Source organism: Actinopolymorpha pittospori, from assembly GCF_014873875.1.
Classification (GTDB): domain Bacteria; phylum Actinomycetota; class Actinomycetes; order Propionibacteriales; family Actinopolymorphaceae; genus Actinopolymorpha; species Actinopolymorpha pittospori.
In genome coordinates this window covers 5,500,060-5,525,558 of sequence record NZ_JADBEM010000001.1, presented here as the reverse complement: position 1 = coordinate 5,525,558, position 25,499 = coordinate 5,500,060, and the positions used below count along the sequence as shown (strand labels likewise).

Sequence of the window (25,499 nt, the reverse complement as noted above, 5' to 3'; positions counted from 1 at the left end):
GAGCGTCTCGTAGGCTTCGCGGCATTCATGCTTGGATGGCACCACGAAGCCTTGCCTCAGGAGGTCCGACGTCATGGCGATCTCGCCGTACATGGCCAGTATCCGATCCAAGATCGGCTCCGATCTCCTGCTGACTCCTGCCGCGGGTGCAGCTGTCTTCAACGAGGCCGGACGACTACTGCTGGCACGTCACGACCATGACGGCCTGTGGGCGACCATCGGCGGAGGTATGGAGCCCGGCGAAAGCCCTGCCGAGGCCGCGCTGCGAGAGCTACGTGAGGAGACCGGACTGGAGGCCGAGATTCTCGGCATCACCGGCGCCTATGGCGGTCCAGATTTCGAGGTCACCTACCCAGGCGGAGCTCGGCTCGCCTATGTCGTCACCATGTTCGCCTGCCGCTTCCTCGGCGGCACACTCAACCTCGAGCATGAGGAGCTTCGCGAGGCCAGCTGGTTCACCAACGACGACGCCCTGACCCTTCCAAGTCCTCCTGACATGAAGGCGATCATCCCTGACGCATTCGACTGGTGGGCCGCGAACAGGTCCTAATCTGATGAATGGACCTAGCTTGGCGACCAGATGTTGCACCTATTTCGCACGGGGCCTCGGTCCGCACCGGCTCTGACGGGAAGATGTGCGGGGTCTGAAGAGCGCAAGGGTCGGCGGCTACGCTCCGCCTCTGCCCCCTTCTGACCAGGACCAACGGCGGAGCGTATCTGCCCCCCGATGCCCGTTGAGCACCCTCGTTCACCGCCGCCGCTGTTGCATGTGGATTGCACGGGACAGCGGGCGGTTCTTGCGTTCGGCCCGACCTTGCCATCCGTAGGAACGGGCATCATGGTCGCGAGCTGCTCTCCCACGCTGTGGAGGCCGTCGTCCTAGCGCTCATCGTCGTCCGCTGTCGCAGGTCGCTTGGATCACGCTGGGGTCAAGCCGAAGTGTGGCGAGACCCAGCCTGGAAGGCCATCGCCCTCTCCTGCTGGCGACGGGTAAGCTTTTGCGCCCACTGCAACTCCAGGTTGGGTAACGGGGAAGGGGTGGTGAGCTGCCGATGGCTGAGGTGGCCCTGACCGCCGCCGACGGCGAGAGCTTCGCCGTACGGGACAACCATGGGGACTGGATCGTCTCGTGGCATCCCCCGCCGACACCTCCCGCCGGGAAGTCCCATGGGTCAGAAGGCGTCTGCGTGACCCCCACCGGCGAGATTGTCCTCGTTAGCCGCGACGGCGAGAGGTGGGAGCTTCCCGCCGGCAGACCAGAAGGCACCGAGAGCTGGGAAGACACCCTCCGCCGGGAGATGCTCGAAGAAGCCTGCGCGATCGTCGTCCAAGCCAGGCTCCTCGGGTTCACTCGCGGGGTATGCATCGCCGGGCAACACAAGGGGGCGGTGCTCGTCCGCGCTCTGTGGCGTGCAGACGTCGAACTCTCCCCCTGGAAACCAAAGTTCGAGATCCCACACCGCCGCCTGGTCGACGCTGAGCACGTCGCGGACCACCTCGCGGTTGCAGCCCACCCCTTCGCACCCATCATCAGGCGCACACTTCACGAGGCTGCTGTCCCCGGACATCGAAGGCCGTCCAAGGATCGGGCCGAGGATCGCAGCCAGATTTAAGGAACTTTGGTGTCAGCTGGGCCCGTCCATCGCCCAGGACTACGGCGGCGGGCAGGCGGTCTCGCGTCGCACCTGGGCGCTAGACGCACCAGCGCCTTGACGCCTGAGTCGTGACAGCGCTGCCTGACTCATGCCGGGTCTCAGGTAGTGAGCAGTTTCTGTACGTCTTCAGGAGCCGGCCGGACCGGGCCGCTCCTGACCGCCGCACAGCGCCAGCCATCCCTCAGCGCCTTCCGCGCGCGGTCGGCCGGCGCGGCTGGGCGCGACAAGAGGGCCGCCAGAACACTGGCGACCCTCGCCGTAGCTGTCGGCGTACGGCGTCCCGGGCCCGGTCATCACGTCCCGCTCCGCGGGACATGGTGCAAAGCCGGCTGGCATCTCGCAACCACAGACCCAGATCAGCGTCTCACGCGTCCTGGCGCGAACAGTAGGGTCGCGACGGTGAACCAGATAGACGAACTAGAACCGCTCCCGCGCGGACCTCTGCCGGCCAAGCGGGAGGCGCACATGGCCGTGTTCTTCGACACCGACGGTCGGTTGCTTCTCGTCAAAGCAACCTACGGAGTCAGTCCATGGGGCTTTCCAGGCGGTGTGGCCGACTCCGATGAGACCCCGCGAGCCACGGTCCGTCGCGAGGTTGAAGAGGAGATTGGCCTCGCCAAGGAGCCTGGCGCGCTGCTTGTCGTCGACTGGGAACCCTCCCACGACCGCAACCTCACCGAGCGCCAGCGCGCCGCGGGATGGTCCGAGCGCATCCTGGACGGCGTCATCCTTATCTTCGACGGAGGAGTGTTGACGCCGGATGACATTGCGGCGATCAAGCTCGACCCCGGCGAGGTGGAGGAGTACACCTTCCTCCCTCTCGACCAGGCAGTCGAGTGCCTGGACTCCCTCCACGCTCGACGAGCGATCGCCGCTGCTCAAGCCCGCGAAGCAGGGACCGTTGTCTACCTCGAGGACGGCCATCCACCAGCCTGAGCAGATAGGCACCCCGCCGCCGACAACGACCCGCCGATCCCACCGGCCAAGAGCCCGACTGCCGCAGCTCCAGGGGAGACTGTCAAGTTCACCAACAATCTCGACGCTGCCTGGCTGCACCCACATCCTGGGGCCGATCAGAGAGGCCACGATCTGGCCACCTAAAGGTTGTCCCGTAATGATCTTGTGGCGTGCTGGGGTTGGGCGGGTCGACCGTGGGTGTGGTGGCTAGTCGGTGGTGAGGGTGAGGTTGCGCATGAGGGCGATGCCTGAGGTGGCGTAGTAGACGCCTTGGCGTTTGCGTCGGCAGTTACGCAGGATGTTGTAGTTCTTCATGCCGGCCAGAGCGTGTTCGGCTCGGGCGCGGATGCGGCGGTGGCGGGTGTTGATCTGTTCTTTCCATTCCGGCAACGTGGCGCCGGCTGGTTTGCGGAACGGTGTGATGACCCGGGTGCCCTGGTAGCCGCCATCGCCCATCACGGCCATCTGGGCACAGGCGGCATCGGCGCCAGAGTCGAGGAAGGCGCGGCAGTCGTTGCGGTTGCCCGGCACCGGTTTGCCGACCGTGACCGTCAGGCGGGTGTCGGCGTCGATGACGACCTGCAGGTTGGTGGAGTACCGGTAGTTCTTCGACGACGCCGCGATGCTGCGGTCATGGGTGGGGACCAGGGTGCCGTCCACGATCAGCACCTGCTCCGGGCCGCGACGGCGCCGCAGGGGCGAGAGCACCAGATACGGAGCGAGATGGTCGACGACCCGCCCTGCCGCGGACTTGGAGATCCCGAACAGCAACGCCACCTGCCGCAACGTCAGGTTCGTGCGGTAGTACACCGCGACCAGCAACACCCGGTCCTCAAGTCCCAGCCCCCACCGGCGACCCGCACCCGTCTGCTCGGCGCCACGAGCCCGCACGATGCCCACCAGCCTGCGGAACTCCCGCACCGACAACCCCGTAAACGGTCGGATCCAGCCATCCGAGGAACCACTGATCACCTGCACCACGACATGATCAACCCCGACCGGCGGGTCTACCGACCCGACACGCCGATTACGGGACAACCTTTAGCACGTCGGAAGACGCCAGATAATCATGGATGCCCGCAGGTGAATGAATGCCCAGGTGGGCCTGCCCACGACCACTCCGGATCACCCGAGCCACAGACGCTTGCAGCCCCCCGGCCTGCCTCCGCTACCCGAGCTAAGAGATCAGCTCTCGCGACCGGACGCGAGGATCAGGTGCTCACCGGCGCCGAGGCGATCGTCGCGATCGGGGCCGCCGCGGCTACCGCCGGCGCGGTCTGGGGTGTGCCGAACAAGCCGGCCAAGCCGCAGGGGTAGGAGACTGCCGGTGGCGAGACCGTTGCGGCCCAACCTTCCACGCGGTTCCGGAGCAGCGAATCGACGCATAGTAGGTGGTCGGCCCGTCGGGCGAAGACCTCTCTGCGTGCCCCGACCGGTGCGGACGGGGTGGTAACGAAAGTGCTCGCGAGCACTTTCCGAGACCCATGTCGCCTCGTAAGCTGACCGGACGCCACCAGTAGACCAAGCAATTGGTCAAGTCCAAGCTTTTGTGGTGCCCCGACGACATGGTGAACGAACTAATGCCCGAAACACCCGAAAATGATGATTACGCTAATCGGTGGCTAAAAGCCACATTGGAGCTGACTCAAGCACTGCAGAAACAGACTAGTGTCCGCGGCGGTCTACGACTTGTGACCCAAAGGTTGCGTGTCGTATCTGGCGCCGACTACGTGGCGATCGGGCTGACCGACCCGCACTTGCCAGTCGGCACTGCGTTCATTGAGGTTGTCGATGGTATGGGCTTCGAAGATGTTTCCGGCAATTTTCCCCACGCCTCCGAACGGTCGGAATTGTGGACTAATGTCATTCAATCTAACAAAGCCGTCATTAGTTCTGACATCCCTCTTCATCCAGGCTTCCAACCACCTGCGGAACTAGCCGAAGCCCTCTCAACCCTTGGCCCAGGGATGTACCTACCCTTGGCCGTTTCGGGAAATGCCTTTGGTGTGTTGGTTGCCGGGTGGCGGCGCGGCTCGTCCTTCGAGACTATTTCGACCATAGTCCCATTAATGCAAATGTTTACGGATGTGGTCGCGCTTGCGTTGCAGCAGGTCCGCACTCACAGCATGGTTCTGGAAGATCGCGAACGAATCGCCGGCGAACTGCGAGACACTATCCTGGTCCGCCTATTCGATATCGGCACACGCATGCACGTGATTTCCGGCATGGTCGGTCAAACCGAGATGCGCCGACGCCTTCAGGACACCATCAACGAGCTTGACGGGACGATCCGTCAGATCAGCGCTACCGTATTCGCGCTCAGTGACGCGAGAACTCCTAGTCGACTACCGCTGAGTGCGCAGGTTTTGGAGGAAGTCGAAGCTGTCAGCAATACGTTCAATCAAACGCCGCGACTGGTGGTCCACGGCCCACTGAATGGCCTCCCCGAATGGCTTGAACAAGAACTGGTGCTCGCAGTGCGGGAGTCGCTCGCCGATGCCGCCACTCACCAGGCAGTAAGCAACATCGAGGTATTCGTGCAGGTGACCGCGGACAAGCTCGCTCTCACTGTCAGCGATGACGGCCAGGCTGGGAAACGCTTGGCCAGTGGAAGTGTGCCTGTCCGTCTACGGAAAAGAGCCCGACAGTTGGGAGGGACGTGCACGGTGCGAGCGGATGGACCAACCGGAAACATCTTATCCTGGCAAGTCCCCCTGCACGGCATGTCCGATTAACCGGAAAGGCTCACTTTGTGCCATCCCGCGCAGGCCTGTAGTCGCGGCGCGACCGAGTCGCAGAAGATCTGATCTCAATGGGGCGCTGCAGCCGAAGCGGCCAGGGCCCGCTCGATCTCAGCGGTCGGATACGGCGTCCGCTTGCTCTCGGTCAGCAGTCGGCGATGGAACTCGTCGAGGGCGACGGCAATCTGAGCATGACGGTCGATGATCGCAGCGATCTCGCTCTGGATGCCGTCGGGCTGCCGATCAGTCAGCCACTTACACAGGAACGCCTCGTGCCCGCCTTCGCCATCGCGGCCATCGAGCAGGTGGTAGCGGAGCAGATGGTTCGCTGTGTAGCAGCGGTCGTACGTGAGATGGTTCGAGAGGAATTCGGCCTCATCCGCTGCGAGCTCGAAGCCGGAGCTCAGGGCAAGTCCGAAGTCCGCGAAATAGAGCAGCTGGCCGTCGGTCAGGACGTTGGAGAAATGTGCGTCGAAGTGGACAAGCCCGCGAGCGCTCATGAAGGCGGTCCCGCGCGCCAGGGCTTCCTCCACCCACGTGTAGGGCGAGCCGTCCCCGCTTTCCGATACCGCATCCCGGTGGTCGTCCAGCCAGGCGGCGAGCGTCTGCGGCACGTGTTCCAGGAAGAGCATCAGGCTGGACGAGGACCGGCCGATGGCCTCCAGGCGATGGCGCACGGCAGACGAGCCGTCCCAGTGTGCGACCGCTCCGTCGACGCCCCCGAACTCGTCGAAGAACCCCTCGGGAGGGGAGTCGGGTAGGACCCGCCAGTGGTACATCAGCGGAAAGCCCTCGTACTCGTTCCCGAGGACCCAGTTGGTGGTCATGGTGTGCGTGGCCAGCTCACGCCAAGCGCCGAACCCGGCCGAGCCCGCCCCGTACTGATAGAACGTCGGCAGCCCGAAGAGGTTCGCCGTCGACCGTGCGTTCTCCGGTCGCAACTCCGTGTCCGTCAGGGGGACACGCTTGACGAAGACCCGTACTCCATTGACCTCCAACTCCGCCGACCTGCCGCCCATGCCGGATCCGAGTGGGGCGGCTGCGGCCACGACTTCACCGAGCCGACGGTCACTCAGCAGGGACAGGTGCGTGGCTGCGGTCCCAAAAGCGGCCAGGCGCGCGGCGTACCGCAGGTCTGGGCGGTGCATCGACGGCTCCTCGGTGCCCCGACCAGGGCGTCGGTCATCTCGCGGACGTGAACGACCGTATCAATCGAGGTCACACCGTTCCGACGCCAGTCGCGGTACTTGCCCACGCAGATCTATTCGACAGAGCCATCAACGGCATGCCGACGAGACGCTGAGCTGGGTAAATGTACGGTCTCATTCGTCGCGCGAAGCTTCATGGCACGCACTCGTCGACGAGGCCCGGGCAGCTCACAAGCCGTGGGTTCCGATGCGTTGGTCGTTGGTCGCCTGGCCAGTGCGCCGCAACGGGATTGCCGGAGCATGAGCGGCTGCTGTTGGATGGCGGCTGTGAGCGACTATGTCATTCGTGTTGTTCAGCCGGAGGAGCACCGCGCCGCGCATACCGTGTTCCGGGTCACCTTGCACGTCAGGCCCACTACGGATGGGGACTGGTCGGAGCGGGAGCCGAGTTACGAGCTGGGCCGCACCTGGGGCGCGTTCCGGGATCAGGAGATCGTCGGTTCGGCACAGTCATGGTCTTCAGCATTGGCAGTGCCTGGCGGCGAGGTGGTGCCGATGGCGCTGGTCAGCCGGGTTGGAGTACGTGCCGATCACACCCGGCGTGGCGTGTTGTGCGGCCTGATGGGTGCCCAATTGGGCGCGTTGACGGAGCCTTTGGCAACGCTGCGGGCCACTGAGGGCGCCATTTACGGCCGGTTCGGGTATGGCGTTGCGTCCCGATACCGACAGGTCCGAATCAGGCGGGCGCGTGCCAGATTCCGCCCCGAAGTGCCCACCGGGCGCCAAATTCGGCTGGTGTCCTTCGACCAGGCGCAAGAACTAATGCCGCCGATCTACAACCGCGTGGCATCGTCGGCGCGGCCAGGTTGGGTCCAGCGGCCGGCACACTGGTGGACGAATCTCCGACTGCGCATGGATTCATACAGCAGCCCGGTCATGGTCGCGGTGCACACCGGCCAGGACGGCGATGACGGATACGCCCTTTACACGGTCCAACGAGGGGACTTCAGCGATCCGGATGCGAAGACAGTGCTGGAACTGCGTGACCTCGTGACCCTGTCAACCGAGGCGTGGGCCGGCCTGTGGCGGTACTTACTAAGCGTTGATCTGGTGACCGAGGTGGTGGCTAAGGGCCGGCCGATGGACGAACCGCTCGAGCAGCTGTTCACCGATCGGCGGGCGCTGAACACCGAGCGGATCAACGACGAGACCTGGCTGCGGATCGTGGATGTGCCGTCCGCGCTCGCCGCCCGACGCTTCGGTCTGCTCGGCGTTGACACGACGGAGTCGCTGGTGCTGGAGGTCCGGGACGCGATCCTGCCGGAGAACGCCGGCAGCTACCGGATCGGCGCCGAGCAGACTGACCGGGTGACCGAGGCGGCCGATCTGGTGCTCGACGTGGACGCGCTGGGTGAGCTGTACTTGGGCGACGTGACGCCGACGGCGCTAGCGCAGGCCGGTCGGCTCCTGGTGGTGAACCCGAATGCGCTGTCGCTGGCCGACCGGTTGTTCGCGGTCAACAGTGCGCCATGGTGTGGCACCGACTTCTAGGCTCTCTACCCCACACCCACCGCCGAGCAGACCGATCTCTAGCGAGATGTTGACGATGCGAGCCGCTCCAGGTTCTGTTGAACCTGCGCGGTCCACCACGGATCATCCCGACGGAAGTGGATGGCGGTCCACCACATCATGGACGACCACGCGAGGAGAATCGTCTCCAGCCGCTCAAGGGCCGCCGGGTCACCTGTGGGAAGGCCGAGCGAGCGCCGCGCCTCGGCCAGGATTGGGACGAGCCTGGGCGTCCCCTCGATCCCCGACGTCATCTGTGCGTACGCAGCATCCCAGGCCCAATTGGCGGTCCGCGGAATCGGATCGATGAGCAGGAGGGGGCCACGCGGAATATCCGACACCGCCCCTTGAAGGTTAGCTCCCTGGGATGTCTAACCCCTGTGTCGGGCTGAAGGATGCTACGGAGTCGATCGGCAGGGTTCGAGCTAGCGCGCGGCGGCCGCACGCGCCGCCGCTTCCAGGCGATCGACGTACTCCCGCCACCACTGTTCGTCCGCACCCTCGTGGAAACCTGAAGCGTCAGGCATGCCGCCGGCGAAGCCGTCGATCAGCTCGCGCACGATGTCGATGTGCCCGGCGTGGCGTTGGGTCTCGCCCAGCATGTTCAACAGCATCGCGCCCAGTGTCGTCTCCTCGCCTTGCGACCACGGTACCGATCCGATGGTGTCCAGATCCAGCGCGCCGATCGTCTCGTCCGCGTGCGCGCACGCACGGCGATAGAAGCCCATGATGTACTCGGCGCTCTCCTCCGGCGTCGCCCACATGTCGCCGTAGTGCCAGATGGATCCATCGGCGACGCAGGCGAGCTGCTCCGGAGCCGGCCGCCCGAACACCTCGCCAAATTTGCCGTACTCCTGCGAGCCCAGGTGTTTGGCCAACCCGAGCAAGTTGGTTCCAGTCGGCGTCATCGGCCTGCGCAGGTCGTACTCACCCAGACCGTCCAGCTTCCACACCAGCGAGTCGCGAGCTGCCCGCAGCTGTGACCACAGCATCTCCTTCATGCCACCACCTTCGCATCGCGGACCGACACTCGCACGGTTGACCGGGGGGCGTCCTACTCACACGCCGGCCTCCGCTCTAGTTGTTCGCGCGAACTTCGCCCCGAAGGTCGCGGTCAACGCCGGGCTTGCGCCGCGAACTCGGCGCATGCGGTCGCAGGCGGCCCCTCGGCGTTGGTGGACCTCCTGGCGGGTGGACTGGGCGTCGTCCCAGGCGATGACTCGATAGCCGTCGCTGGTCGGTTCCCAGAGGCCGACGTCGACGAGTTTGCGCGCTTGTGCAGTGGTGTCGCCGAGGGCGGTCACCATGGCTTGGGGACCAAGCCGTCGGTCAGGTTCTGGGCGCTCGAGGAGCCCGCTCGTACCCACAGGCCGATGGAGTCGGATCTCGCCCCAGTCCTCCAACGTGACCACACCCCAAGGCATACTCAGTGCTTTCAATTTGCATCCAACTCTTGTAGCCAGCTTCCAACACCCGGCCGTCCGATCGTCGTTCACAAGCTGCCCGTCGGCGTGCTGACAACCTCTGGGATGACCTCCGAGCTTGATCACCAGTACTCCATCGACGCGCTCGTCTCACTCGGACTCTGCCCACCCGAACCTGACCACCCGTACCTGACCACCCGGACCCTGACCAAAGGACCGCCATGACACCACCCACCGATCGGCAGGACACCGCCCAGCAAGAGAAGTCGCATCACCGCACACTCCGCACCGGCCAGCGATCGCAGGTGTGGGTCGCCGGGCCGAACCTCCCCGCACCGCGGCTGTTGTTCCAGACCGACGAGATCCTGATCGAGGCGCCAAACTGGACGCGCGACGGCCAACACCTGCTGGTCAACGGAGACGGTGCCGCGTGGACGCTGAACGTCCACCACCCCGAGCAAGGACTCGACCGCATCGTGTTCGACCCGCCGATCAGCCTCAACAACGACCACGTCCTGAGCCCCGACGGAGAACACATCTACCTCTCGGCGATGGACACCCACATCTACCGCGGCCCGCTGGCCGGCGGGCCGGTCACTCAGCTCACCCCGAACGATGGCAAGCGGCACTTCCTGCACGGTGTATCTCCCGACGACCGCAGACTCGCCTACGTGCAGATAGACGACTTCACCCAGCCGGGAGCACTCGCGGTCCTGAACCCCGACCACACCGTCACCGTCCTCGACACCGGACCTGGCCACCTCGACGGACCTGAGTGGTCACCCGACGGACGCTGGATCTACTTCAACACCGAGGCCTTCACCACGACCCCCGGGCACGCCCAGATCGCCCGCATCCCTGACCGAGGCGGGCCGCTACAACGCCTCACGACCAGTTCCACCGTCGACTGGTTCCCGCATCTGTCGCCCGACGGCCGCTGGGCGTCCCACATCGCGTTCCCGCTAGGGACCACCGGTCACCCGGCCGACCTGCCGGTCGAGATCCGGCTGGTCTCGGTGGACGACTGGAACCAGCCCGTCCAGAGCTACGCACTGCTCGGCGGCCAAGGATCGTTGAACGTCAACAGCTGGTCTCCCGACAGCACCCACGTCGCCTACATTGCCTACCCGATCGAGACCTGAGTCGCAGCGATAACGGTCGTTTCTGGCGACCTCCCGCCAGCCGTCACGCCCCGCAGAGTAGCTTCATTCGAAGGGCGCCGGTACGTGGCCGCGGTGCGGAAGCTCGCCGACACGGAGATCGAACGGGTCAGGAGGCGGGCCGCCATGGGCGAGGACGCCGACCAGGTGCCGGAGACGACGCCCGATCCGCCCGGGGTCTCACCCGGTTGTCCGGACGGAAGCCGCCTGCTTGACCTTCGGATGGCCTTTGCATCCGGAGAGAGAGGGCCCACCAGGACTGTCTATCGTGATCTCTGCGGCTGCCATGTCGTGCGCTAAGTGCGCGGAGGTTGTCGAGGCCAATGCTCTTTGCTGTGTCGAGCCGCGTTATCACCTCGGCGAGTTGGGCGCAGGCTACTTCGGCCTCGCGCCAAGCCTGGTTGCGCTCGGTCATGCTCGCGACGAGCAAGTTCATCAGTGCGGCCGACCCCTCGGAGGACTGGAAGGTCGTCCATCCCGTAGGGCCGTGGCTCCTGCGAGCCAGAGCCAGTGCGGCTAGGTCGGCGAAGGCCTGCACCTGGGCAGCCTCCGCACGCGCTGCGTAGGCGTGGGGGGACCTTCGGTGCCAGCCGGCGAAAAGCGTCCCCCGAGCCCGGCCGTCGGCGAAGAGCGGGACCTGCATGCCGAGACCGCGGTGCGACAGGGACTCCGCCCACCCCGGCGGAGGTCGGCGGTCCTTCAGGTGGGGGTAGCCGTCACTCAGGACGCGCCTACCATCGGCGAGGACGTGGGCGCGAATGCCCTCCCGCCGGATACGGGTGCTGGGCGGGACTTCGGCCCCGTCGATTCCCTCGAAGGCCACCACGTACATGCTGTCGGGGTCGTTCTGGTCGGCGAGGGTGATGCTGGCGATGTCGGCGCGAGAGATCTCTCGAAGCTGCCGAACAACCAGGCGCATCGTCTCGTCCGGATCCACACCGCCAACCACAAGGTGCGCTATCTGCGTGGCGGCTTCGAACCAGCGCTGCCCCCGCCGCTCCTTCTCTTGGGTCCGGAGCCGTTGCAGTGTGAGTGCGAGCTGGTTGGCGAAGGTCTGCACGAGGTCGACCTCCCGCGCGGTGAGGCGTGAGTACGATGACCCCCGTCGCCAGCCGATGAGGAGGGTGCCCACTACTTCGTTCTCCGCGGTGAGCGGCATGAACATCGCGAGTCCGATGACGGACAGGTGCCCCCACCGATCTGAAGTGCGGTCGAGGCGCGGGTCCGTGGTGAGGTCCTCGGTGATGACCGGCCGGCCCGAGTTGAGCACCATTGCGGCGATGCCCTGGCGTGGAATCCGTGCGCCGCATTCGGGTCGGGCGTCCCCCAGGCCGGACGCGCACAGCAAGGTGAGCCTGCCCGGATCGGAGGGGTCGGTCAGCGAGATCGCCGCGTAGTCCGCGCCGGAGATCTCACGGACACGATCGGTCGCCCGCTTGGAGGCGGTCTCCAGGTCGAGCTCACCCATCGCCGCCCAGGTCATCTGGGAAGTCCCTCTGAGCCACTGGTGGCGCCGGCATCGCGGGCGGAGCAATCGGGCGTTCCTGATCGCGCTCGCAACCGCCCTGATCATGGTAATGGCTGAGCCCTCGCTGGTCACCGTGACACCGAACCGACCTGATCAGCTCGGCCGACACGTAGCCGCGACCATTGGGGCGCCGAAACTAACTGGGACGTACGGTTTGTTCCTGGAAAGTGCTCATGATGACTTCCGTCAATCTGGACCGATTCCCCAACCAGGCGCCTCGGCAGACGGGCAGGCAGGCGGACGCCCAGACCGTTCTGGTTGTCCATGGCCCCATCGTGAGCACCTCACCAGCGGGGCTGCCACGACCGACCTTCTCCCAGCTAGGAGGCCGAATCTCCTAGGGGCACCTACGATTGAAGGTGTGGAGCTCCGCCAGCTGCGCTACTTCGTGGCCGTCGCCGAGGAGCTGAACTTCGGGCGGGCGGCGGAGCGCCTGCTGATCGCCGGACCGTCCCTCTCCCAGCAGATCAAGGCCCTGGAACGCGACCTCGGCGTGTTCCTGTTCGACCGCGACCGGCGTTCCGTCAGTCTCACGCCCGCCGGAGCCACTCTCCTCCCGTTGGCCCGCGACCTGCTGGGACGTGCGGACGACCTGAACCGGCGGGCCGCGCAGTTGGCCGGGGCTGCCGAACCGGTCCGTCTCGGCCACGTCAGCTGGTTGCCCTCCGACCTCATGGCACGCACCGCAGGGGTGGCCCAACTCCTGGTGGACGCCTGGATCGTGCCCTCCCACGCGCAGGCGGCCCGCGTGAAGGACGGTTCCCTGGACATCGCCTTGTGCTCGGTGAGCGCCGAGGACCTCGAGGACCGCCAGCTGAACGCGCGCTTGATCGGGGCGGATCGGCTGCACGCCGTCGCCACCGGCGACGACACCAGCGAGATTGGCGCCCGCGACACCGCGGTTCTCGTCAACGAGGACTTCCAGGTCCGGGCGGCGTGGAACGCCTACGCCAGGAAGCTCGCCGAGTACACCGGCGCGCACCTTGTACACATCGACGACGCAGGCATCACCGAGCCCGGGTTCTTCGCACATGTCCGGCGCTCGCCCCGGCCGGTCATCAACCCACCGAAGGAACAGACGCCACTCCCTCCGGACCTCGTCCAGCGCCCGGTGGTGTCCCCGCGGGTGTACTTTCCCTGGTCGCTGGTGTGGCGCAAGGGAGAGACGCGGACCGCCGTACTCGCCGCCGTGGACGCCATCTCCGCACCCGTCGGCGATCTCAGCCTGACCGACCCCGAAGGCTGGCTCCCGGACAACCCCCACGAGACCGCCCACTGAACAACGCCACCAGGCGAAGCCAGGCGGAATCAACTCCTTGACACCGAGATCAAATCGGTGACCAACTGCACGGCCTCACCGCGGGTGGGGCACAGCGACCCGCTGGGGTTGGGCGTGCTGCAGTGCGATCCGCTGGAAGACCTCGGCTTGTGTCGGGTAGCAGTGGACCGTGCCGGCCAGCGCCTCCAGCGGCATGTGGTTCGTGATCGCCAGCGTCAGCTCGCTGATCATCTCACCGGCGTGCGCCGCCACAAGCGTCGCTCCTGCGATCTCGTCGTCGTCGCTGCGCCTGTAGATCGCCCCGAATCCCTCCTCCTCGCCGTCGATGAACGCCCGCTCCACCTGGGTCAGGTCGAGCCGGTAGGCGTCGATGGCGACACCTTCGTCGCGGGCTCGGCGCGGAGTCAGGCCCACCTCGGCCACCTCGGGATCGGTGTAGGTGCAGTGGGGAATGACGAGCTCCCGTGCCGGGCGATGCGCTTCATCCAGCGCGTTCGCGATACCGAGCAGCGCTGTCGCATTGGCTGCGTGGGTGAACTTCTGCGGGAAGGTTGCATCGCCGGCGGCATAGATGTCGGCGTTGCTGGTGCACAGGTAGTCGTCTACCTCCACGCCGTCTCTGTCGAGGTGTACCCCTGCCGCGTCCAGGTTCAGGTGCTCCACGTTCGCCTTGCGACCGGTGCCGAGCAGCAGCGCATCATAGGGCAGCTCGCGCGTCCCGTCGGGGCCCTGCACCAGCAAACGGCCACCGTCCGCCCGTACTGCCTCGAACCCCAGGTGGAGCCCTATCCCCTCCTGCTCGAACCGGCGACGGATCAGCTCACCGACCTCCGGCTCATCATTGGCCAGCAGGGTGCTGGGGCGGCTGACCATGTCCACCTCGGCGCCGAGACGGTGGAAGGCCTGGGCCAGCTCGCATCCCAGCGGACCGCTGCCGATGACGACCAGCCGGGCTGGCAGCTGTGTCAGTGAGAAGACGGTCTCGTTGGTCAGGTAATCCCCGGTCTGCAGTCCCTCGATGGGGGGCACCACGGGGACCGACCCGGTGGCGATCACAGCCTTGCGAAATCGCAGCACCCGGCCATCGACCTCCACGGCATTCGGCGCCGTGAAGCGCGTGTGCCCGAGGTAGACCTCCACCCCCGCTTGCTCGGCCATCTCGACCGCATCGTGTGCGCTGCTCAGGGAACGCATCTTGCGGACCCGATCCATGACCGAGCCGAAATCAGTCTGGGGTGGGGCGTCGAGCCGGAAGCCGAACTCGTCCCCGCGGTTCGCATCGTGTACCGCGCGTGCGCAGCGAATCAGCGCCTTGCTCGGCGTGCAGCCGAAGTTGACACAGGTGCCCCCGGTCAGTCGCTGCTCCGTCATAGCGACGCGGTGCCCGCCCGCGGCAGCAGTCGTGGCGGCGGTGAGGCCGCCCGGGCCGCCGCCGAGCACCACCAGGTCGTAGTCACCACCTTCGCGGTTGACCCAGTCAGGTGGGTGACCCTGGCGGATCGTCCGCTGGTTGTGAACGTCGTCGGGGTAGAGCTCGATAGTCGTCATAGCGCATCCTCCGTGGGCCAGGTTGGTCTGCTTCAACGGCAGCGAGCGACCGGGCAGGTTGCGGTCGGCTCCACGCGTCGAGCCTCTTGCGCGACGTACGACAGTTAGTTTTCGGGTGCATGGTCCGAAAACCCAGGGCCTCACGTCCCCACATGAAGGGGCCCTCGGGTGAGGAGATGCTGCGGGAGCAGCGTGCCGCGATCGACGGCGCCGTCAGGCGCCCACGCGTCGTACTCACACCGGATGGCCTTTGCGTCCTCGCTGACGGTGTGGACTTGGAGATGGCGGCCTGGGCGCAGAACGCCCCTTTCGGAGTCGCCTGCACGCGCTCAAGAAAAACAACTACGAGCCGTGTCCCGGGCCGATGACCTGACGTCGATCTTCACCAACGTCACGTCATGGCGGGGTAACACCCCAGGCGCCGCAACCTCCTCTTGAAGCGTGACAAGAAAAGCCTTACAACGACGGAGCGATTTGGACTATTGAATTGCCCTAAGGAATCGAACGTGAACTGAGCGTGGAAACCTCATTGATACGGGCAGTTTCACCACGTGGTGATGATCGTCGACGCCACACCGAAGGGTGGATCCATCGGCGAGCCTGCCGCGGCCACACGTGTCACGCCGCCTTTCGGACTGCCGTCCCAAGACGATTGTCGATCAGGTACCGCCAGTGTCCATCGGCGCCGCGGCGCACGGTATCGCTTGCTGTGCCTTCGACGTGCACGTGCTTGCCGTCCGGGCCTGTGCCATCAATGGACCAGTCCGCCACGATCTGGGCGGTATCGCCGGTAACGAACACATGGCGCGCGTTGGCCTCCAGCGGCAGGCCGAGGTTGATGTCGCGCTCGAGTGCGGCAGCGATCTCATCGGGATCAGTGACGGTTCGCCCGTCGTCCGCGACGAGCACTGCCCCCTCGTACAAGCTCTTCATCGCGCTGATCTTGCCGGAGTTGAATCGCTCAACCAGCGAAGGGATGACGCCTTCGGGTTCAGTGGGAAGTGAATAGGACTCGGACATGACGGCCTCCTATTCGTGTTGGTTGAACTGCGATGCGGTCATCGTAGCGCGGGTGGATCGACATTTTGCTTGACGATCACGAGGGGTGCTGTGCCGACACTGCATCGAACAGCTACGTGCATTCCAACGGGCGGGTGAGCACCAAAAGACCGGCATCAACGTCGCTGCACTGTCGGTCGACGAAACCACCAGCTCAGAACTGATCGCGAAGTAAGGTCCTACCTTCGCCATCGGTCACAGCGCCGACGCGACTGCCATAACGGCCGCAACCGGTGCTTGCGTCAACCCTGATCCGGTCTACCTGCAGTCGACCCGGGTTGTGGCTCGCCCCGACCGGGTACGTGGTCGCCAGTGTCACTCCTGTAGTGCCATCGGAGTACTCGTACCGGACGACACCATTGGACTGGTCCGCGATCTGGGTGAACACCGGGCCTAACCATGGCTAGTCGGCACAGGCCGTGCGGCACGGCGACACGATCTACGCGTCCGGACAGTTCTCACATCGCGGCGCACAGTTCCACGCCCCCGCACCAGCCGACACGAACAACGCGATCCCCGACTTTCTGCGATGGCGGAGCAGATGCGGCAGACGCGGGCCAACGTCGAGGAAGTGTTGAGCCGCTCGTGGGTCTGCCAGGTCATGAGGTTCGGCCTCTTAGTTGAGAGACGGTCGGTCGTGGCGGCCCCGCTGGTGATGTGCTCACAGTGGGACCATGGACAACCAGAACGGTCTGCGCGTCCGCCTAGCCTAAGGAACCGAGGTCTGGTGGCACTCACACGGTGAACCGAAAATGCCGTGCAGGCGAGGACGGGGTAAAGGGAGGTGCCTGATGAAGGCAATTGTGGTGACGGATCAGGCTGCGGGAACGGCCGGGATGACGCTGGTGGAGCGGCCCGAGCCGCCAGCAGCGACAAACGACGTCGTTGTTCAGGTTCACGCGTCGGGCTTCGTCCCGGCTGAACTGGAGTGGCCCTCCACCTGGACCGATCGCGTCGACCATGACCGAACACCGTCGATCCCCGGGCACGAGATGGCCGGAGTGGTCACCGCTCTCGGCTACGGCGCGACCGGGCTGTCGGTGGGACGGCGTGTGTTCGGCCTCACGGACTGGCATCGCGACGGCACGCTGGCGGAGTATGTGGCCGTCGAGGCACGCAACCTCGCGCCGCTCCCGGGCGACGTCGACTTCACCGTGGGCGCGAGCCTGCCAATCTCGGGCCTGACCGCGTGGCAAGGGCTGTTCGAGCACGGCCACCTCCAGGCGGGGCAGAGTGTCCTCGCGCACGGCGCAGCCGGCGCGGTCGGGACGATGGTGATCCAACTCGCACGCGAGGCCGGCGCCTATGTCATCGGCACCGGTCGCACTGCCGACCGTCAGAAGGCGCTCGACTTCGGCGCGCAGGAGTTCGTCGACCTCGACAAAGACGCCCTGGAAGACGTCGGCGGCGTCGATCTGGTCTTCGATGTCATCGGCGGCGACATCCAGAATCGGTCCGCGGGCCTGATTCGCGCCGGAGGGACACTGGTGACCGTCGTCGGGCCGCCCGAGGCGCGGCCCACCAACGGCCTGGCGATCGACTTCGTTGTCGAGTCCGACCGCGCCCAACTGGGTGAGATCGTGCAGCGGGTGCGGGACGGACGACTGCGGACGAACATCGGCAACATCGCAACCCTCGACGATGCCGTTGCGGCCCTCAACCCGACCGAGCGGACCAGAGGGAAGACGATCATCCGCGTTCGTCCGTGAGGACTCGGGGACGCGATCGTCTCGGGGACGCGATCGTCGCGCGGTAGGTCGGCACCACCAGGCTGGTTCGACGGCGGTCACCGACGTCGTGGTGCTGCGGGACATCCGCGACCACCCGCTGACCGACGCCGGTGAGCGAGCAAATCCTTACATAGGTCGATCGCAGCTGTGACTACACGTACCTGTGGCACCCGCGCGAGACTGCTCGGGTGTCATAGGTCTGGTAGCCGCGGTCGGCTCTTGGCCTTGCGTTGGCTTGCACGGCCGGTCACCTCACCTCGAGGAGCCGTCCCGGGGCTTGATGGGCGTTGAGGGAGAAGTTGGTGCAGTTGAATCGAGCGGTCTGGCCGTCCGTGGACACGACCTCGACGCCGTAGTCGACCTGGCCCAACGTGGACGTGCTGGAGATCCGACCCTGCCGAATCAGGTAGTCGAAGAACGCTTTGAGGTCGAGTGTGCCGGAGGGATAGGACTGGCCGTTGGTCGGGACGAAGGCGAGGTAGCTGTTGCTCGAGTTCGCCCACAGGTCCCACGTCCGACCGCTGAGCCGCACGTTCGCCCCGACCTTCGTCCCGGCCGGGGTCTGGCCCCTGTTCTCCGTCCAGATCATCACCTCGTTGGACCCGCTGGAGGCGACCCCGTTCAGCCAGATGTCGTAGGCGACGTTGTAGACGCCGAGGCCGGCGCCCTGGCCGGCGTAGGTGCTGGTGACCTTGTTGAACGACGACAGCGGCGGCTCGTATCCGGTGGACCAGTTGTGGTAATCGACATGGACGTTCGGATACGTCTTGACTGCCGAGTCCGTCCCGGCCGGAGTCGTGACGTCGACGTACCACGAGGCATGGTCGCAGACGCCCATGGTCTGGGAGACGTCGTAGCCCTCGGCGTTCCACATGTTGTTGTGGAGGAGGTAGGGGGTGTCGGCGGTGTAGAGGTCTCCGGATGTCGACGAGGTCCATGCGGGGGCGGTGCATGTCGAGTCGCCGTTCCTGTCGGCGTGCACGGCCGTCGCAGCCAGTGCGTGCGGGTGGCCTGCAGCGACGCCGGGCAGCGCGGTGCCCAACAGCGCCAGGCTCAGTGTACCTAGCGCAGTGAGGAGTCTCCTGAGACTGTGCATGCAATGCCTTCCTTGGATCGGGCCGGTCGGTGAGGCGTTCAAGAGTTGGTGAATCGGTTGGTGGCGAGCAGGTCGCCGAGGTGTCGCCAGGTGACGTCGTTGGTTCCGCCCACACCTCGCTCAATGGACGAAGACAATGGGCTGGAGTCAGGCTTGAAAACTACGTTCACGTACGACTGGCCGTGGCAACCAGGTCCCGCGCGAGTATCAGCTCAGCCACTTCCATGGTCTTGACCGCGTCTCCGAAGTGCGACGACGGCAGTTCGCGAGTACGCACCGACTCGATGAACTCCGCCGACTTGGCGAGAAATCCACCACAGGAAAAGAGTTCGGCCGACCCGGCGGCATCGGCAGCCGTGACCTCGACGCCCTTCGTGTCACCGTCCTCGAACACGTAGCCAGTCTGCTCGAGGTCGCCCTCTCCACAGATCCGAGGCGAATGAACCTCGACCTTGAACGTTCGGCGACCGCTGGACCAGCTGTTCAGAAGCACGCCGGTGGAACCGTTGTCGAAGGTCAGCATCGCGGCGATGAAGTTGATGTCAGGAGTGCCGACCCTTCGCGTCTGGCAGTCCACGTCGACGACCTCGCCCCCGCAGATCGCCCGCAACGTGTCGATGGCATGGACGCCGTCATCCATCATGTGATCACGGGCATCCAGCCGGGGACTCTGGTCGCACTTGTAGAACGTGCAAACGGCATGTGTGACGGGCCCCCTTGCGCGACAGCGCTCCAGCAGGACCTGCAACAGCGGCGAGTTCCGCCGCTGGAAACCTACCTGAGTGATGCAGTTGTGCTTCTCCGCCAGATAGGCGAGGGACCGAGCCTGGTGGATGGTCAGGCCGAGCGGCTTCTCGACGAAGAGGTCCAGCCCCTCGCCAAGACACCACCGCCAGATGTCGTACATGAGGTCGGGCTGGCCGATCACGTAGACCGCCTTCGGCTCAGTCTCCTCGATCATCCTGCGATAGTCGTCGTACCGCCCCGCGATCGCGTACTTGTCCGCCGTCGTCTGCAGCCGAACCGGATCGAGATCGCAGACTCCTACCAACTCGACGTCCTGAAGTGCCGCCAGCGACGGATAGTGCACCCGATTGGCCATGTGGCCGGCTCCGACAACGGCGACGCGTACCTTGTCGTCACCCACGCTGTCGGCTCCCCTCGATCAGGCGACGGGCGTAGCTCAGATCGTCGCGCACCAGTGTCTGGACGTCTGAATCCCCGTCGTACTCGCCGGTCAGGCAGATGACGCCGGAGTACCCATGGTCCCTGAGGTATCGGAGAGATCTCCCCCAGTCGGCCATGCCGTCAGGGCCAGGGCAGAAGAACGGCTGCCATCCACCTTTTGCCGCCTTGCCGTCGGGCTCGCGGCGGTAGTACGCGTTCTTGAGGTTGACCATTCCCAGACGTGGCCACACCATCTCCAGGCCGTGTTCCGGGGCCTTCCTCGCCAGACCGTCGTGCGCGGCGTCCCAGATCGCCACGACGTGCCTCGGGTCGTAGTCAGCAAGAAGGTTGGCCAACATGAGCGAGTCGGAGATGTAGTAGTCGTAGTGCGGCTGCACCCCGACCTGTACGCCGTACCGTTCACACAGCGGCAGGGCCGCGTCAAGCTGGTTACGAACAAGCTTGTCCGAGTCGAGGAACCCATTCGGGGACAGCGGCGCCATGGTGCGTACGACCGGGACACCGACTGCGGCGCATGCGGCCATGACCGGCTCGTCCAGCGTGCTGGCCACGCTGTAGATCCGAAGTCCATGGTCAGCGAATATGCCGGCCAGTTCCGTCAGCCCATGGGGCAGACTGGAAGCACTGACCTGAAAGCCTGGCCTGATCGGCAGCTCCACGCCGTCGAATCCCAGGTCGGCGACCATAGCCGCAAGATCCTCAGCCTTGGCCTCCGGCCATGGTTTCGTGAACACTGACCAGCGGATCGCATGGGCAGTCGTCATGTCCCTCCCAGGTGTGAATGCGCCAGTTCCTGGCGCATCGAGACAGTCAAGTGCGGACGTCAGTTCACTGCCTACCCCGGACCGCGCAGGTCGTCGATCCACGCCGTGGACCGGCGCAGGTAATCCTGGAGCGACTCCAAGCCGTAGGCCTGTGCGAGGCTGCGGACCCGCACTCCGGGCCTGCGGGCGCGCAGCACAAACCATTGCTCGGCCAGCAACCGTCGTTCCAGCTCCACCTCGTCCGGTTTCTCCTTCAGCAGACGCCACAGGTTGTCCATGTTGAAGTTCTCGTGGTAAATCTGCCGATCGGTGTCGAGCGTGAAGGACGAAGCCGGCGCGTCATCCTCGCCGTCCCCTTCACCCCCGATCTCAGCTCGGATCTCAGCCCCCGTCATGTCGTAGGCGCTGGCCTCCCTGTCTGCGTGCAGGTGACGATGTAGAAGTGGTGGATACGTGCGTAAGCCCCGACGATCCAGCCTCCGGCGTAGGCGCTCGTCCACACCACGAGGTCAGCACCCCCACGGGCCAACTCCTGCCACACCCGCGGAAAGTTGACGTCGAAGCAGATCGCTATCCCGACTCGGCCGAAGTCCGTTTCCCAAACCGGTGCGCGGGTGCCGACGCGCACCGGCGGAGTCAGGTCGAGCTCGGGCCAGTACGGAAACATCTTGTCGTAGATCCCGGCGACGTCGCCCGTGCGGTCGATGAGAACGGCGAAGTTCCATCGAACGCCGTCGGAGAGCCGGTCGATGGGGCAGACGACGTACGTCTGGAACTCTCGCGCGAGCCGCCTCATGGCCGACACGGTCGGCCCATCGACTTCTTCGCTGGTCCCCGCATCCTGGCCCCGGCAGCTCTCCGGAAGGACGAACAGGTCGGGCCTGTGTTGTCTGATCACCTCTTCCGCCCGCCCGACAAGGGCGGACAGATCGGCCACCGGGCGGCAGTTGAGTGTCGCGATCCGTACGAGGTTGCCGACTCTGCCCGCCTGAGCTGATGTCGTTTGGACTGAGGTCATCTCGATCCGTACTCCTCGTGTTCAGCAGCCAAGTGCGGCGGCGCATCATTTCAAGGCCGGCATGACCGTATCTTCGTACCAGTCACGAAACACATTCTGGTAGTACTCGGGCGCGTTCTCCTGCCAGTACTCCGCGTTTGCCTCGTAGAATGCCAACGCATTCTTGACGAACTCGTCGTCACCGGTGCTCGAGGTGAAGCTCGCGGCCTGTTTGTTCAACGTGGCGCCCAGGTTCGTCAGGTCGGCGCGGAGGTCGATGTCTCCTCTTTCGTTCGCCCATCGGGAGGTCATGTCGTCACGAACGGTCGTCGTGGGACCCTGGTTCGCCTCCGCGGGGAAGAACCACACGTCGCTTGGCACGAGCGGGATCTGGGCGGCCCGGCGGACCTGATCCATGAACGGCTCTCCCCACGCCTCGTCAGGTGAACTCGGAAGCTTCTCGAGCAGCCCCTTGTACACGGGGGTGATGTCCTCCTGGACGAACACCCGTTGAGGGTCCTTGGTCGCCTCGTACACAGCAGTACGCTGCCGGACCCAGCCTTCGGTCTGCATGTAGGCCAGCAGGCTGACCGACTTGTCCAGTGCCTCGCCCGCCAGGTCGGGAGAGAACCCCACGGTGTCGACCTGCCCCTGGGTCGCGCTGCCGCGTCCGTTCCGCCCGACCGGCTCGGTTGTCCATCCCACCACGTCCCAGATCGGCTTGCCGAGCTTCTTCGCAAGATCGGTTGGTGCGTCCTCGGTGCCCGGTGGAACGTCGTAGTAGACGACAGTGTTGTGTTGCATCGCGACATCCCCACGGACGAAGGCAGCCCGGGCGTCGGTGTCGGTCATGCTCACATCACTGAGGATGGACTGGTCCTTGAAGATCATGTCCCGTGCCCCCTGGATGAGTGGGATCCACCGATCGGCCTGCCCGAGGTAGTCCCATCGCCAGTTCCAGCCCGTCTCTGGAGCTGGAACATGGGCGTGAAAGTCCATCCCGTCGGCGTTCATGGGGCCGTTGACGCCACTGCCTTGGAGCACCATGCCCTTCCGGCTCTCCGTGGTGAGTCCCCTGGCCAGCTCCCGCACGTCGTCCCATGTCCAGTCCGGAGTGGGCTCCTTCAGTCCAGCTTGACGGATAAGGTCTAGGCGGTAGTGAATGCCCGTCCCCACGTTGTACACGCGAGGAGCGACGAAGAACCTGTCGCCGACCTTCTTCCGCATGAAGATCGGCTTGGCATAGTCTGTGAGGTTCTCCTCGACCTTGTGGGCCTTGAGCTGGTCGGTGACATCGGCGAACAGGCCCTGCTTCGACGCCGCCGCCAGCTGGGCTTGGTTCCAGGCACTGACCACATCTGCCGGGAAGGCCGCTGGCGCGGTCCCACCGGTGATCGCGGTGGACAGAGCCTGCTGATCCCAGACGTTCAGGGAGACTTGCTTGGTCCTGACGCCAGGGTTGTCCTTCAGCCAGGCCGACAGGGCATCCGCATAGGCCTTCGTGCTCGGATTCGCCTTCTGTTCCTTCGCTGTTGGCATGGCGTCGAAGCCTGCCACCCCGCCAGCTACCGTCAACACGACGTCCGCCCCGCTCGCCCCTCCGCTTCTGCTGCACGCGCTCAGGACTCCCCCGCCCAACGCCAGGAAGGTCGCGGTGCTCATCGTCTTGAGCAGCTGGCGCCTTGTCGTACCGTCGATCATTGCGGCTCCTTGCCGATGGTCCGTGACGTTGGCGGGTCGGTGTGCTGGTAGCCCCCGTTCGCCCATCAACACCCGACCGACTCGTCCAGCCCAGCGGTGGCACCAGATGCGGTCATCGTGTGCATCCGAACGAGTGGTTGCACGGCAAGTGGTCGAACCTGTACCGCGGTGGCGGCGTCGCTTCGTGCCGTCAGAGCGCCAACTTGCATAGGGCCTCCTTGGACAGTCTCGGGAGCTGTCGCGTTGGGGGCCGGTGCCGTCTCGTGCCGGTGGACCGGTTCTCTCGCCCTGTTGACCTACTAGTCTGCCTCATAAGTCCCGCAAGACTCGCGCCGATTATGAAACAACGCATGGTTACTGTAACGATGCACTACTGGAATCGTCAACGAGCTGTGTGGAATGCTTCTCGTTCTTGGCAGACCGTATTGCAAGCGCGTTCTGCGACGGGCGTCGAGGGGATGCGGCATGGGTTTAGGCGTTGAAGTAAACCGTTACAGTTCCCAGTCTTCAGCCTTAAGGCACTGAAGGGAATCATGGCCTGCGCGAGAACCAGTCTTCGCGACGTCGCCCGGCGTGCCGGCGTCTCACCGAGCACGGTTTCCAACGTTCTCAACGGCCGCCTTGACCGGATGCGTGCCGACACCAGCGAACGCGTCCTGCGAGCGATGCGCGAACTCGGCTACACCCCCAACCAGGTGGCCCGCCAGTTGCGTACCGGTCAGGTCTCCACGATCGGGTTGATCGTGCCGTCGGTGGCGAACCCGTTCTGGGGGTTGGTCGCCCGAGGAGTGGAGCAGGTCGCCCTCGAGCGCGACTACCACGTCCTCCTGTGCAACTCTGAGCGCGACCCCGCACGGGAGGCACAGTTCGCGGAGATCCTGCTCAACTCTGGTATGCGCGGACTGATCTTCGGCTCGTCCTCTCTTTCCCTCGACCACCTCGCGAAGGCCGGCGCCCGCGGTCTGCGGGTTGTCACGTTCGACAGATCGCTCGCTGACGCGGGCCCGTTCGTCGCGGGAAGCGTTGAGATCGACAACGTGCTAGGCGCCCGACTGGCGGTCTCGCATCTGCTCGGGCTCGGACACCGGCGTATCGGCTTGCTTTCTGGACCTATACGCACCATCAGCCGCCGGAAGCGCCTCGCCGGATATCGCCAGGCGCTGGCCGATGCGGGCGTACAACCGAGCGCCGACCTGGTCTGGGAGGGCCCCGGCCTCACGACATATGGCGACGCGGAGGGTGCCGAGCTGGGCAGGATCGGTGCCCATCATCTCCTGAGTGTGCCAGCCAGGGCCAGGCCGACGGCGTTGCTCACCATCAACGACATGTACGCGATCGGAGCCTGCGCGGGCGCCCGCGATCTCGGGCTGCGGGTGCCACAGGATATCTCCGTGATCGGCTTCGATGACCTTCCGGTGTTCGCCGAGGTCGTCACTCCCCCGCTCACGACGGTGCGCCAGCCGGTCCGGGAGATGATGCGAACGGCAACGGCGCAGCTGCTCGCTCGGCTGGAAGGTGAGACCGACGGATCCGCACCGGAGCATGCCGTCGTGACGCCCAAACTCGTCATCCGCAGCTCGACCTCCCGACCCAGCATGCCGAACGACGACCGTGCAGGCGCGCGCGGCGCGGATCAACCCGACCCGTAAGCCGCATCTCCGGCAATGGGCGCCGCTCGTCCGGCACATCGTCGAGGAGATGTTCTGGGGTCGGCCAACCTAGCGCGTTCAGCTCCTCGGCATAACGGGTCCAGCCTCCCCTGTCCCCTCACCAACGCCATTGTGGAGGCCTCCTGCAGATCGGGAGCGCTCAAGCCCATTGCACGAGGTCGTCAGCGCTCGGCGCGCTTCCATGCATGGCGGGCTGGACACCGACGGCCTGTGGAGAACGTCAGCGCCGCCGGGACAGGCTGAGGTGTCCTTCTACGCACTTCCGGGGCGAGGTCGGGGAGAACG

22 protein-coding genes are annotated in these 25,499 nt (G+C 65.4%); 9 read left to right on the top strand and 13 right to left on the bottom strand.

Annotated elements, in window-relative coordinates; genetic code table 11:
* The first annotated feature begins 73 nt into the window (after window positions 1–73).
* From HEB94_RS25920 to HEB94_RS25910, 3 genes are all read left to right on the top strand, one after another.
* Window positions 74–550, top strand: coding sequence for an NUDIX domain-containing protein (locus HEB94_RS25920; RefSeq protein ID WP_192752318.1), 477 nt, complete (start codon window positions 74–76; stop codon window positions 548–550).
* A 502-nt stretch (window positions 551–1,052) separates the two neighbouring features.
* Complete coding sequence (locus HEB94_RS54745; RefSeq protein ID WP_192752317.1) at window positions 1,053–1,613, top strand: NUDIX hydrolase; 561 nt, start codon at window positions 1,053–1,055, stop codon at window positions 1,611–1,613.
* A 441-nt stretch (window positions 1,614–2,054) separates the two neighbouring features.
* Entirely contained in the window at window positions 2,055–2,591 is a 537-nt protein-coding gene (locus tag HEB94_RS25910; RefSeq protein WP_337918008.1) for an NUDIX hydrolase, read from the top strand.
* A gap of 228 nt (window positions 2,592–2,819) precedes the next feature.
* Here HEB94_RS25910 and HEB94_RS25905 read toward each other — a convergent pair whose 3' ends face one another.
* On the bottom strand, window positions 2,820–3,593 hold the full coding sequence (locus HEB94_RS25905) for a transposase (protein ID WP_192752316.1): 774 nt from the start codon (window positions 3,591–3,593) through the stop codon (window positions 2,820–2,822).
* Between the two features lie 584 nt (window positions 3,594–4,177).
* On the opposite strand from HEB94_RS25905, the gene HEB94_RS25900 reads away from it, so the two are divergent.
* On the top strand, window positions 4,178–5,347 hold the full coding sequence (locus HEB94_RS25900; protein ID WP_192752315.1) for a GAF domain-containing sensor histidine kinase: 1,170 nt from the start codon (window positions 4,178–4,180) through the stop codon (window positions 5,345–5,347).
* Between the two features lie 74 nt (window positions 5,348–5,421).
* On the opposite strand, the gene HEB94_RS25895 is transcribed toward HEB94_RS25900, so the two are convergent.
* Window positions 5,422–6,501, bottom strand: coding sequence for a protein kinase family protein (locus HEB94_RS25895; RefSeq protein WP_192752314.1), 1,080 nt, complete (start codon window positions 6,499–6,501; stop codon window positions 5,422–5,424).
* Between the two features lie 327 nt (window positions 6,502–6,828).
* On the opposite strand from HEB94_RS25895, the gene HEB94_RS25890 reads away from it, so the two are divergent.
* Complete coding sequence (locus tag HEB94_RS25890) at window positions 6,829–8,052, top strand: GNAT family N-acetyltransferase (protein ID WP_192752313.1); 1,224 nt, start codon at window positions 6,829–6,831, stop codon at window positions 8,050–8,052.
* 443 nt (window positions 8,053–8,495) lie between these two features.
* Here HEB94_RS25890 and HEB94_RS25885 read toward each other — a convergent pair whose 3' ends face one another.
* Complete coding sequence (locus HEB94_RS25885; RefSeq protein ID WP_192752312.1) at window positions 8,496–9,071, bottom strand: DinB family protein; 576 nt, start codon at window positions 9,069–9,071, stop codon at window positions 8,496–8,498.
* A 57-nt stretch (window positions 9,072–9,128) separates the two neighbouring features.
* Window positions 9,129–9,377: a hypothetical protein gene (locus HEB94_RS25880; protein WP_192752311.1), complete on the bottom strand. Its 249-nt coding sequence runs from the start codon at window positions 9,375–9,377 to the stop codon at window positions 9,129–9,131.
* 338 nt (window positions 9,378–9,715) lie between these two features.
* Between HEB94_RS25880 and HEB94_RS25875 the strand changes: the two genes are divergently transcribed.
* A complete protein-coding gene (locus tag HEB94_RS25875; RefSeq protein WP_192752310.1) occupies window positions 9,716–10,636 on the top strand; it encodes a TolB family protein in 921 nt (306 codons plus the stop codon).
* 127 nt (window positions 10,637–10,763) lie between these two features.
* Here the strand turns inward: HEB94_RS25875 and HEB94_RS25870 are convergent, their stop codons facing one another.
* Entirely contained in the window at window positions 10,764–12,137 is a 1,374-nt protein-coding gene (locus HEB94_RS25870; RefSeq protein WP_192752309.1) for a GAF domain-containing protein, read from the bottom strand.
* Between the two features lie 406 nt (window positions 12,138–12,543).
* On the opposite strand from HEB94_RS25870, the gene HEB94_RS25865 reads away from it, so the two are divergent.
* The gene (locus HEB94_RS25865) at window positions 12,544–13,461 is read left to right on the top strand and encodes a LysR family transcriptional regulator (protein WP_337918004.1); all 918 of its coding nucleotides are present in this window, start codon (window positions 12,544–12,546) and stop codon (window positions 13,459–13,461) included.
* Window positions 13,462–13,536: 75 nt separating this feature from the next.
* Here the strand turns inward: HEB94_RS25865 and HEB94_RS25860 are convergent, their stop codons facing one another.
* Window positions 13,537–14,904, bottom strand: coding sequence for an FAD-dependent oxidoreductase (locus HEB94_RS25860; RefSeq protein ID WP_192752308.1), 1,368 nt, complete (start codon window positions 14,902–14,904; stop codon window positions 13,537–13,539).
* A gap of 723 nt (window positions 14,905–15,627) precedes the next feature.
* Window positions 15,628–16,029 carry a YybH family protein gene (locus HEB94_RS25855; protein WP_192752307.1) on the bottom strand — a complete coding sequence of 134 codons (402 nt, stop codon included), beginning with the start codon at window positions 16,027–16,029 and terminating at the stop codon, window positions 15,628–15,630.
* 830 nt (window positions 16,030–16,859) lie between these two features.
* On the opposite strand from HEB94_RS25855, the gene HEB94_RS25850 reads away from it, so the two are divergent.
* Window positions 16,860–17,777 carry an NADP-dependent oxidoreductase gene (locus HEB94_RS25850; protein ID WP_192752306.1) on the top strand — a complete coding sequence of 306 codons (918 nt, stop codon included), beginning with the start codon at window positions 16,860–16,862 and terminating at the stop codon, window positions 17,775–17,777.
* A 268-nt stretch (window positions 17,778–18,045) separates the two neighbouring features.
* Here HEB94_RS25850 and HEB94_RS25845 read toward each other — a convergent pair whose 3' ends face one another.
* From HEB94_RS25845 to HEB94_RS25820, 6 genes are all read right to left on the bottom strand, one after another.
* Complete coding sequence (locus tag HEB94_RS25845; protein ID WP_192752305.1) at window positions 18,046–18,894, bottom strand: GH12 family glycosyl hydrolase domain-containing protein; 849 nt, start codon at window positions 18,892–18,894, stop codon at window positions 18,046–18,048.
* Window positions 18,895–19,060: 166 nt separating this feature from the next.
* Complete coding sequence (locus HEB94_RS25840) at window positions 19,061–20,041, bottom strand: Gfo/Idh/MocA family oxidoreductase (protein ID WP_202896547.1); 981 nt, start codon at window positions 20,039–20,041, stop codon at window positions 19,061–19,063.
* Complete coding sequence (locus HEB94_RS25835) at window positions 20,034–20,768, bottom strand: sugar phosphate isomerase/epimerase family protein (protein WP_202896546.1); 735 nt, start codon at window positions 20,766–20,768, stop codon at window positions 20,034–20,036. The genes HEB94_RS25840 and HEB94_RS25835 overlap by 8 nt, the downstream gene beginning before the upstream one ends.
* A 149-nt stretch (window positions 20,769–20,917) precedes the next feature.
* A complete protein-coding gene (locus tag HEB94_RS25830; protein WP_192752303.1) occupies window positions 20,918–21,241 on the bottom strand; it encodes a hypothetical protein in 324 nt (107 codons plus the stop codon).
* Complete coding sequence (locus HEB94_RS25825; RefSeq protein WP_192752302.1) at window positions 21,238–21,864, bottom strand: carbon-nitrogen hydrolase family protein; 627 nt, start codon at window positions 21,862–21,864, stop codon at window positions 21,238–21,240. Before HEB94_RS25825 ends, HEB94_RS25830 begins: the two co-directional genes overlap by 4 nt.
* Before the next feature lie 45 nt (window positions 21,865–21,909).
* Window positions 21,910–23,544 carry an ABC transporter substrate-binding protein gene (locus tag HEB94_RS25820; protein WP_192752301.1) on the bottom strand — a complete coding sequence of 545 codons (1,635 nt, stop codon included), beginning with the start codon at window positions 23,542–23,544 and terminating at the stop codon, window positions 21,910–21,912.
* Between the two features lie 533 nt (window positions 23,545–24,077).
* On the opposite strand from HEB94_RS25820, the gene HEB94_RS25815 reads away from it, so the two are divergent.
* Window positions 24,078–25,193, top strand: a complete 1,116-nt coding sequence (locus HEB94_RS25815; RefSeq protein WP_192752300.1) for a LacI family DNA-binding transcriptional regulator — start codon at window positions 24,078–24,080, stop codon at window positions 25,191–25,193.
* Window positions 25,194–25,499 lie beyond the last annotated feature (306 nt).

Coding starts and splice junctions, on each gene's coding strand:
- HEB94_RS25920 (WP_192752318.1), top strand. CDS start 74: ATGGCGATCTCGCCGTACATGGCCAGTATCCGATCCAAGATCGGCTCC.
- HEB94_RS54745 (WP_192752317.1), top strand. CDS start 1,053: ATGGCTGAGGTGGCCCTGACCGCCGCCGACGGCGAGAGCTTCGCCGTA.
- HEB94_RS25900 (WP_192752315.1), top strand. CDS start 4,178: ATGGTGAACGAACTAATGCCCGAAACACCCGAAAATGATGATTACGCT.
- HEB94_RS25895 (WP_192752314.1), bottom strand. CDS start 6,501: ATGCACCGCCCAGACCTGCGGTACGCCGCGCGCCTGGCCGCTTTTGGG.
- HEB94_RS25885 (WP_192752312.1), bottom strand. CDS start 9,071: ATGAAGGAGATGCTGTGGTCACAGCTGCGGGCAGCTCGCGACTCGCTG.
- HEB94_RS25880 (WP_192752311.1), bottom strand. CDS start 9,377: ATGGTGACCGCCCTCGGCGACACCACTGCACAAGCGCGCAAACTCGTC.
- HEB94_RS25875 (WP_192752310.1), top strand. CDS start 9,716: ATGACACCACCCACCGATCGGCAGGACACCGCCCAGCAAGAGAAGTCG.
- HEB94_RS25870 (WP_192752309.1), bottom strand. CDS start 12,137: ATGACCTGGGCGGCGATGGGTGAGCTCGACCTGGAGACCGCCTCCAAG.
- HEB94_RS25855 (WP_192752307.1), bottom strand. CDS start 16,029: ATGTCCGAGTCCTATTCACTTCCCACTGAACCCGAAGGCGTCATCCCT.
- HEB94_RS25850 (WP_192752306.1), top strand. CDS start 16,860: ATGAAGGCAATTGTGGTGACGGATCAGGCTGCGGGAACGGCCGGGATG.
- HEB94_RS25845 (WP_192752305.1), bottom strand. CDS start 18,894: ATGCACAGTCTCAGGAGACTCCTCACTGCGCTAGGTACACTGAGCCTG.
- HEB94_RS25835 (WP_202896546.1), bottom strand. CDS start 20,768: ATGGTCGCCGACCTGGGATTCGACGGCGTGGAGCTGCCGATCAGGCCA.
- HEB94_RS25830 (WP_192752303.1), bottom strand. CDS start 21,241: ATGACGGGGGCTGAGATCCGAGCTGAGATCGGGGGTGAAGGGGACGGC.
- HEB94_RS25825 (WP_192752302.1), bottom strand. CDS start 21,864: ATGACCTCAGTCCAAACGACATCAGCTCAGGCGGGCAGAGTCGGCAAC.
- HEB94_RS25820 (WP_192752301.1), bottom strand. CDS start 23,544: ATGATCGACGGTACGACAAGGCGCCAGCTGCTCAAGACGATGAGCACC.
- HEB94_RS25815 (WP_192752300.1), top strand. CDS start 24,078: ATGGCCTGCGCGAGAACCAGTCTTCGCGACGTCGCCCGGCGTGCCGGC.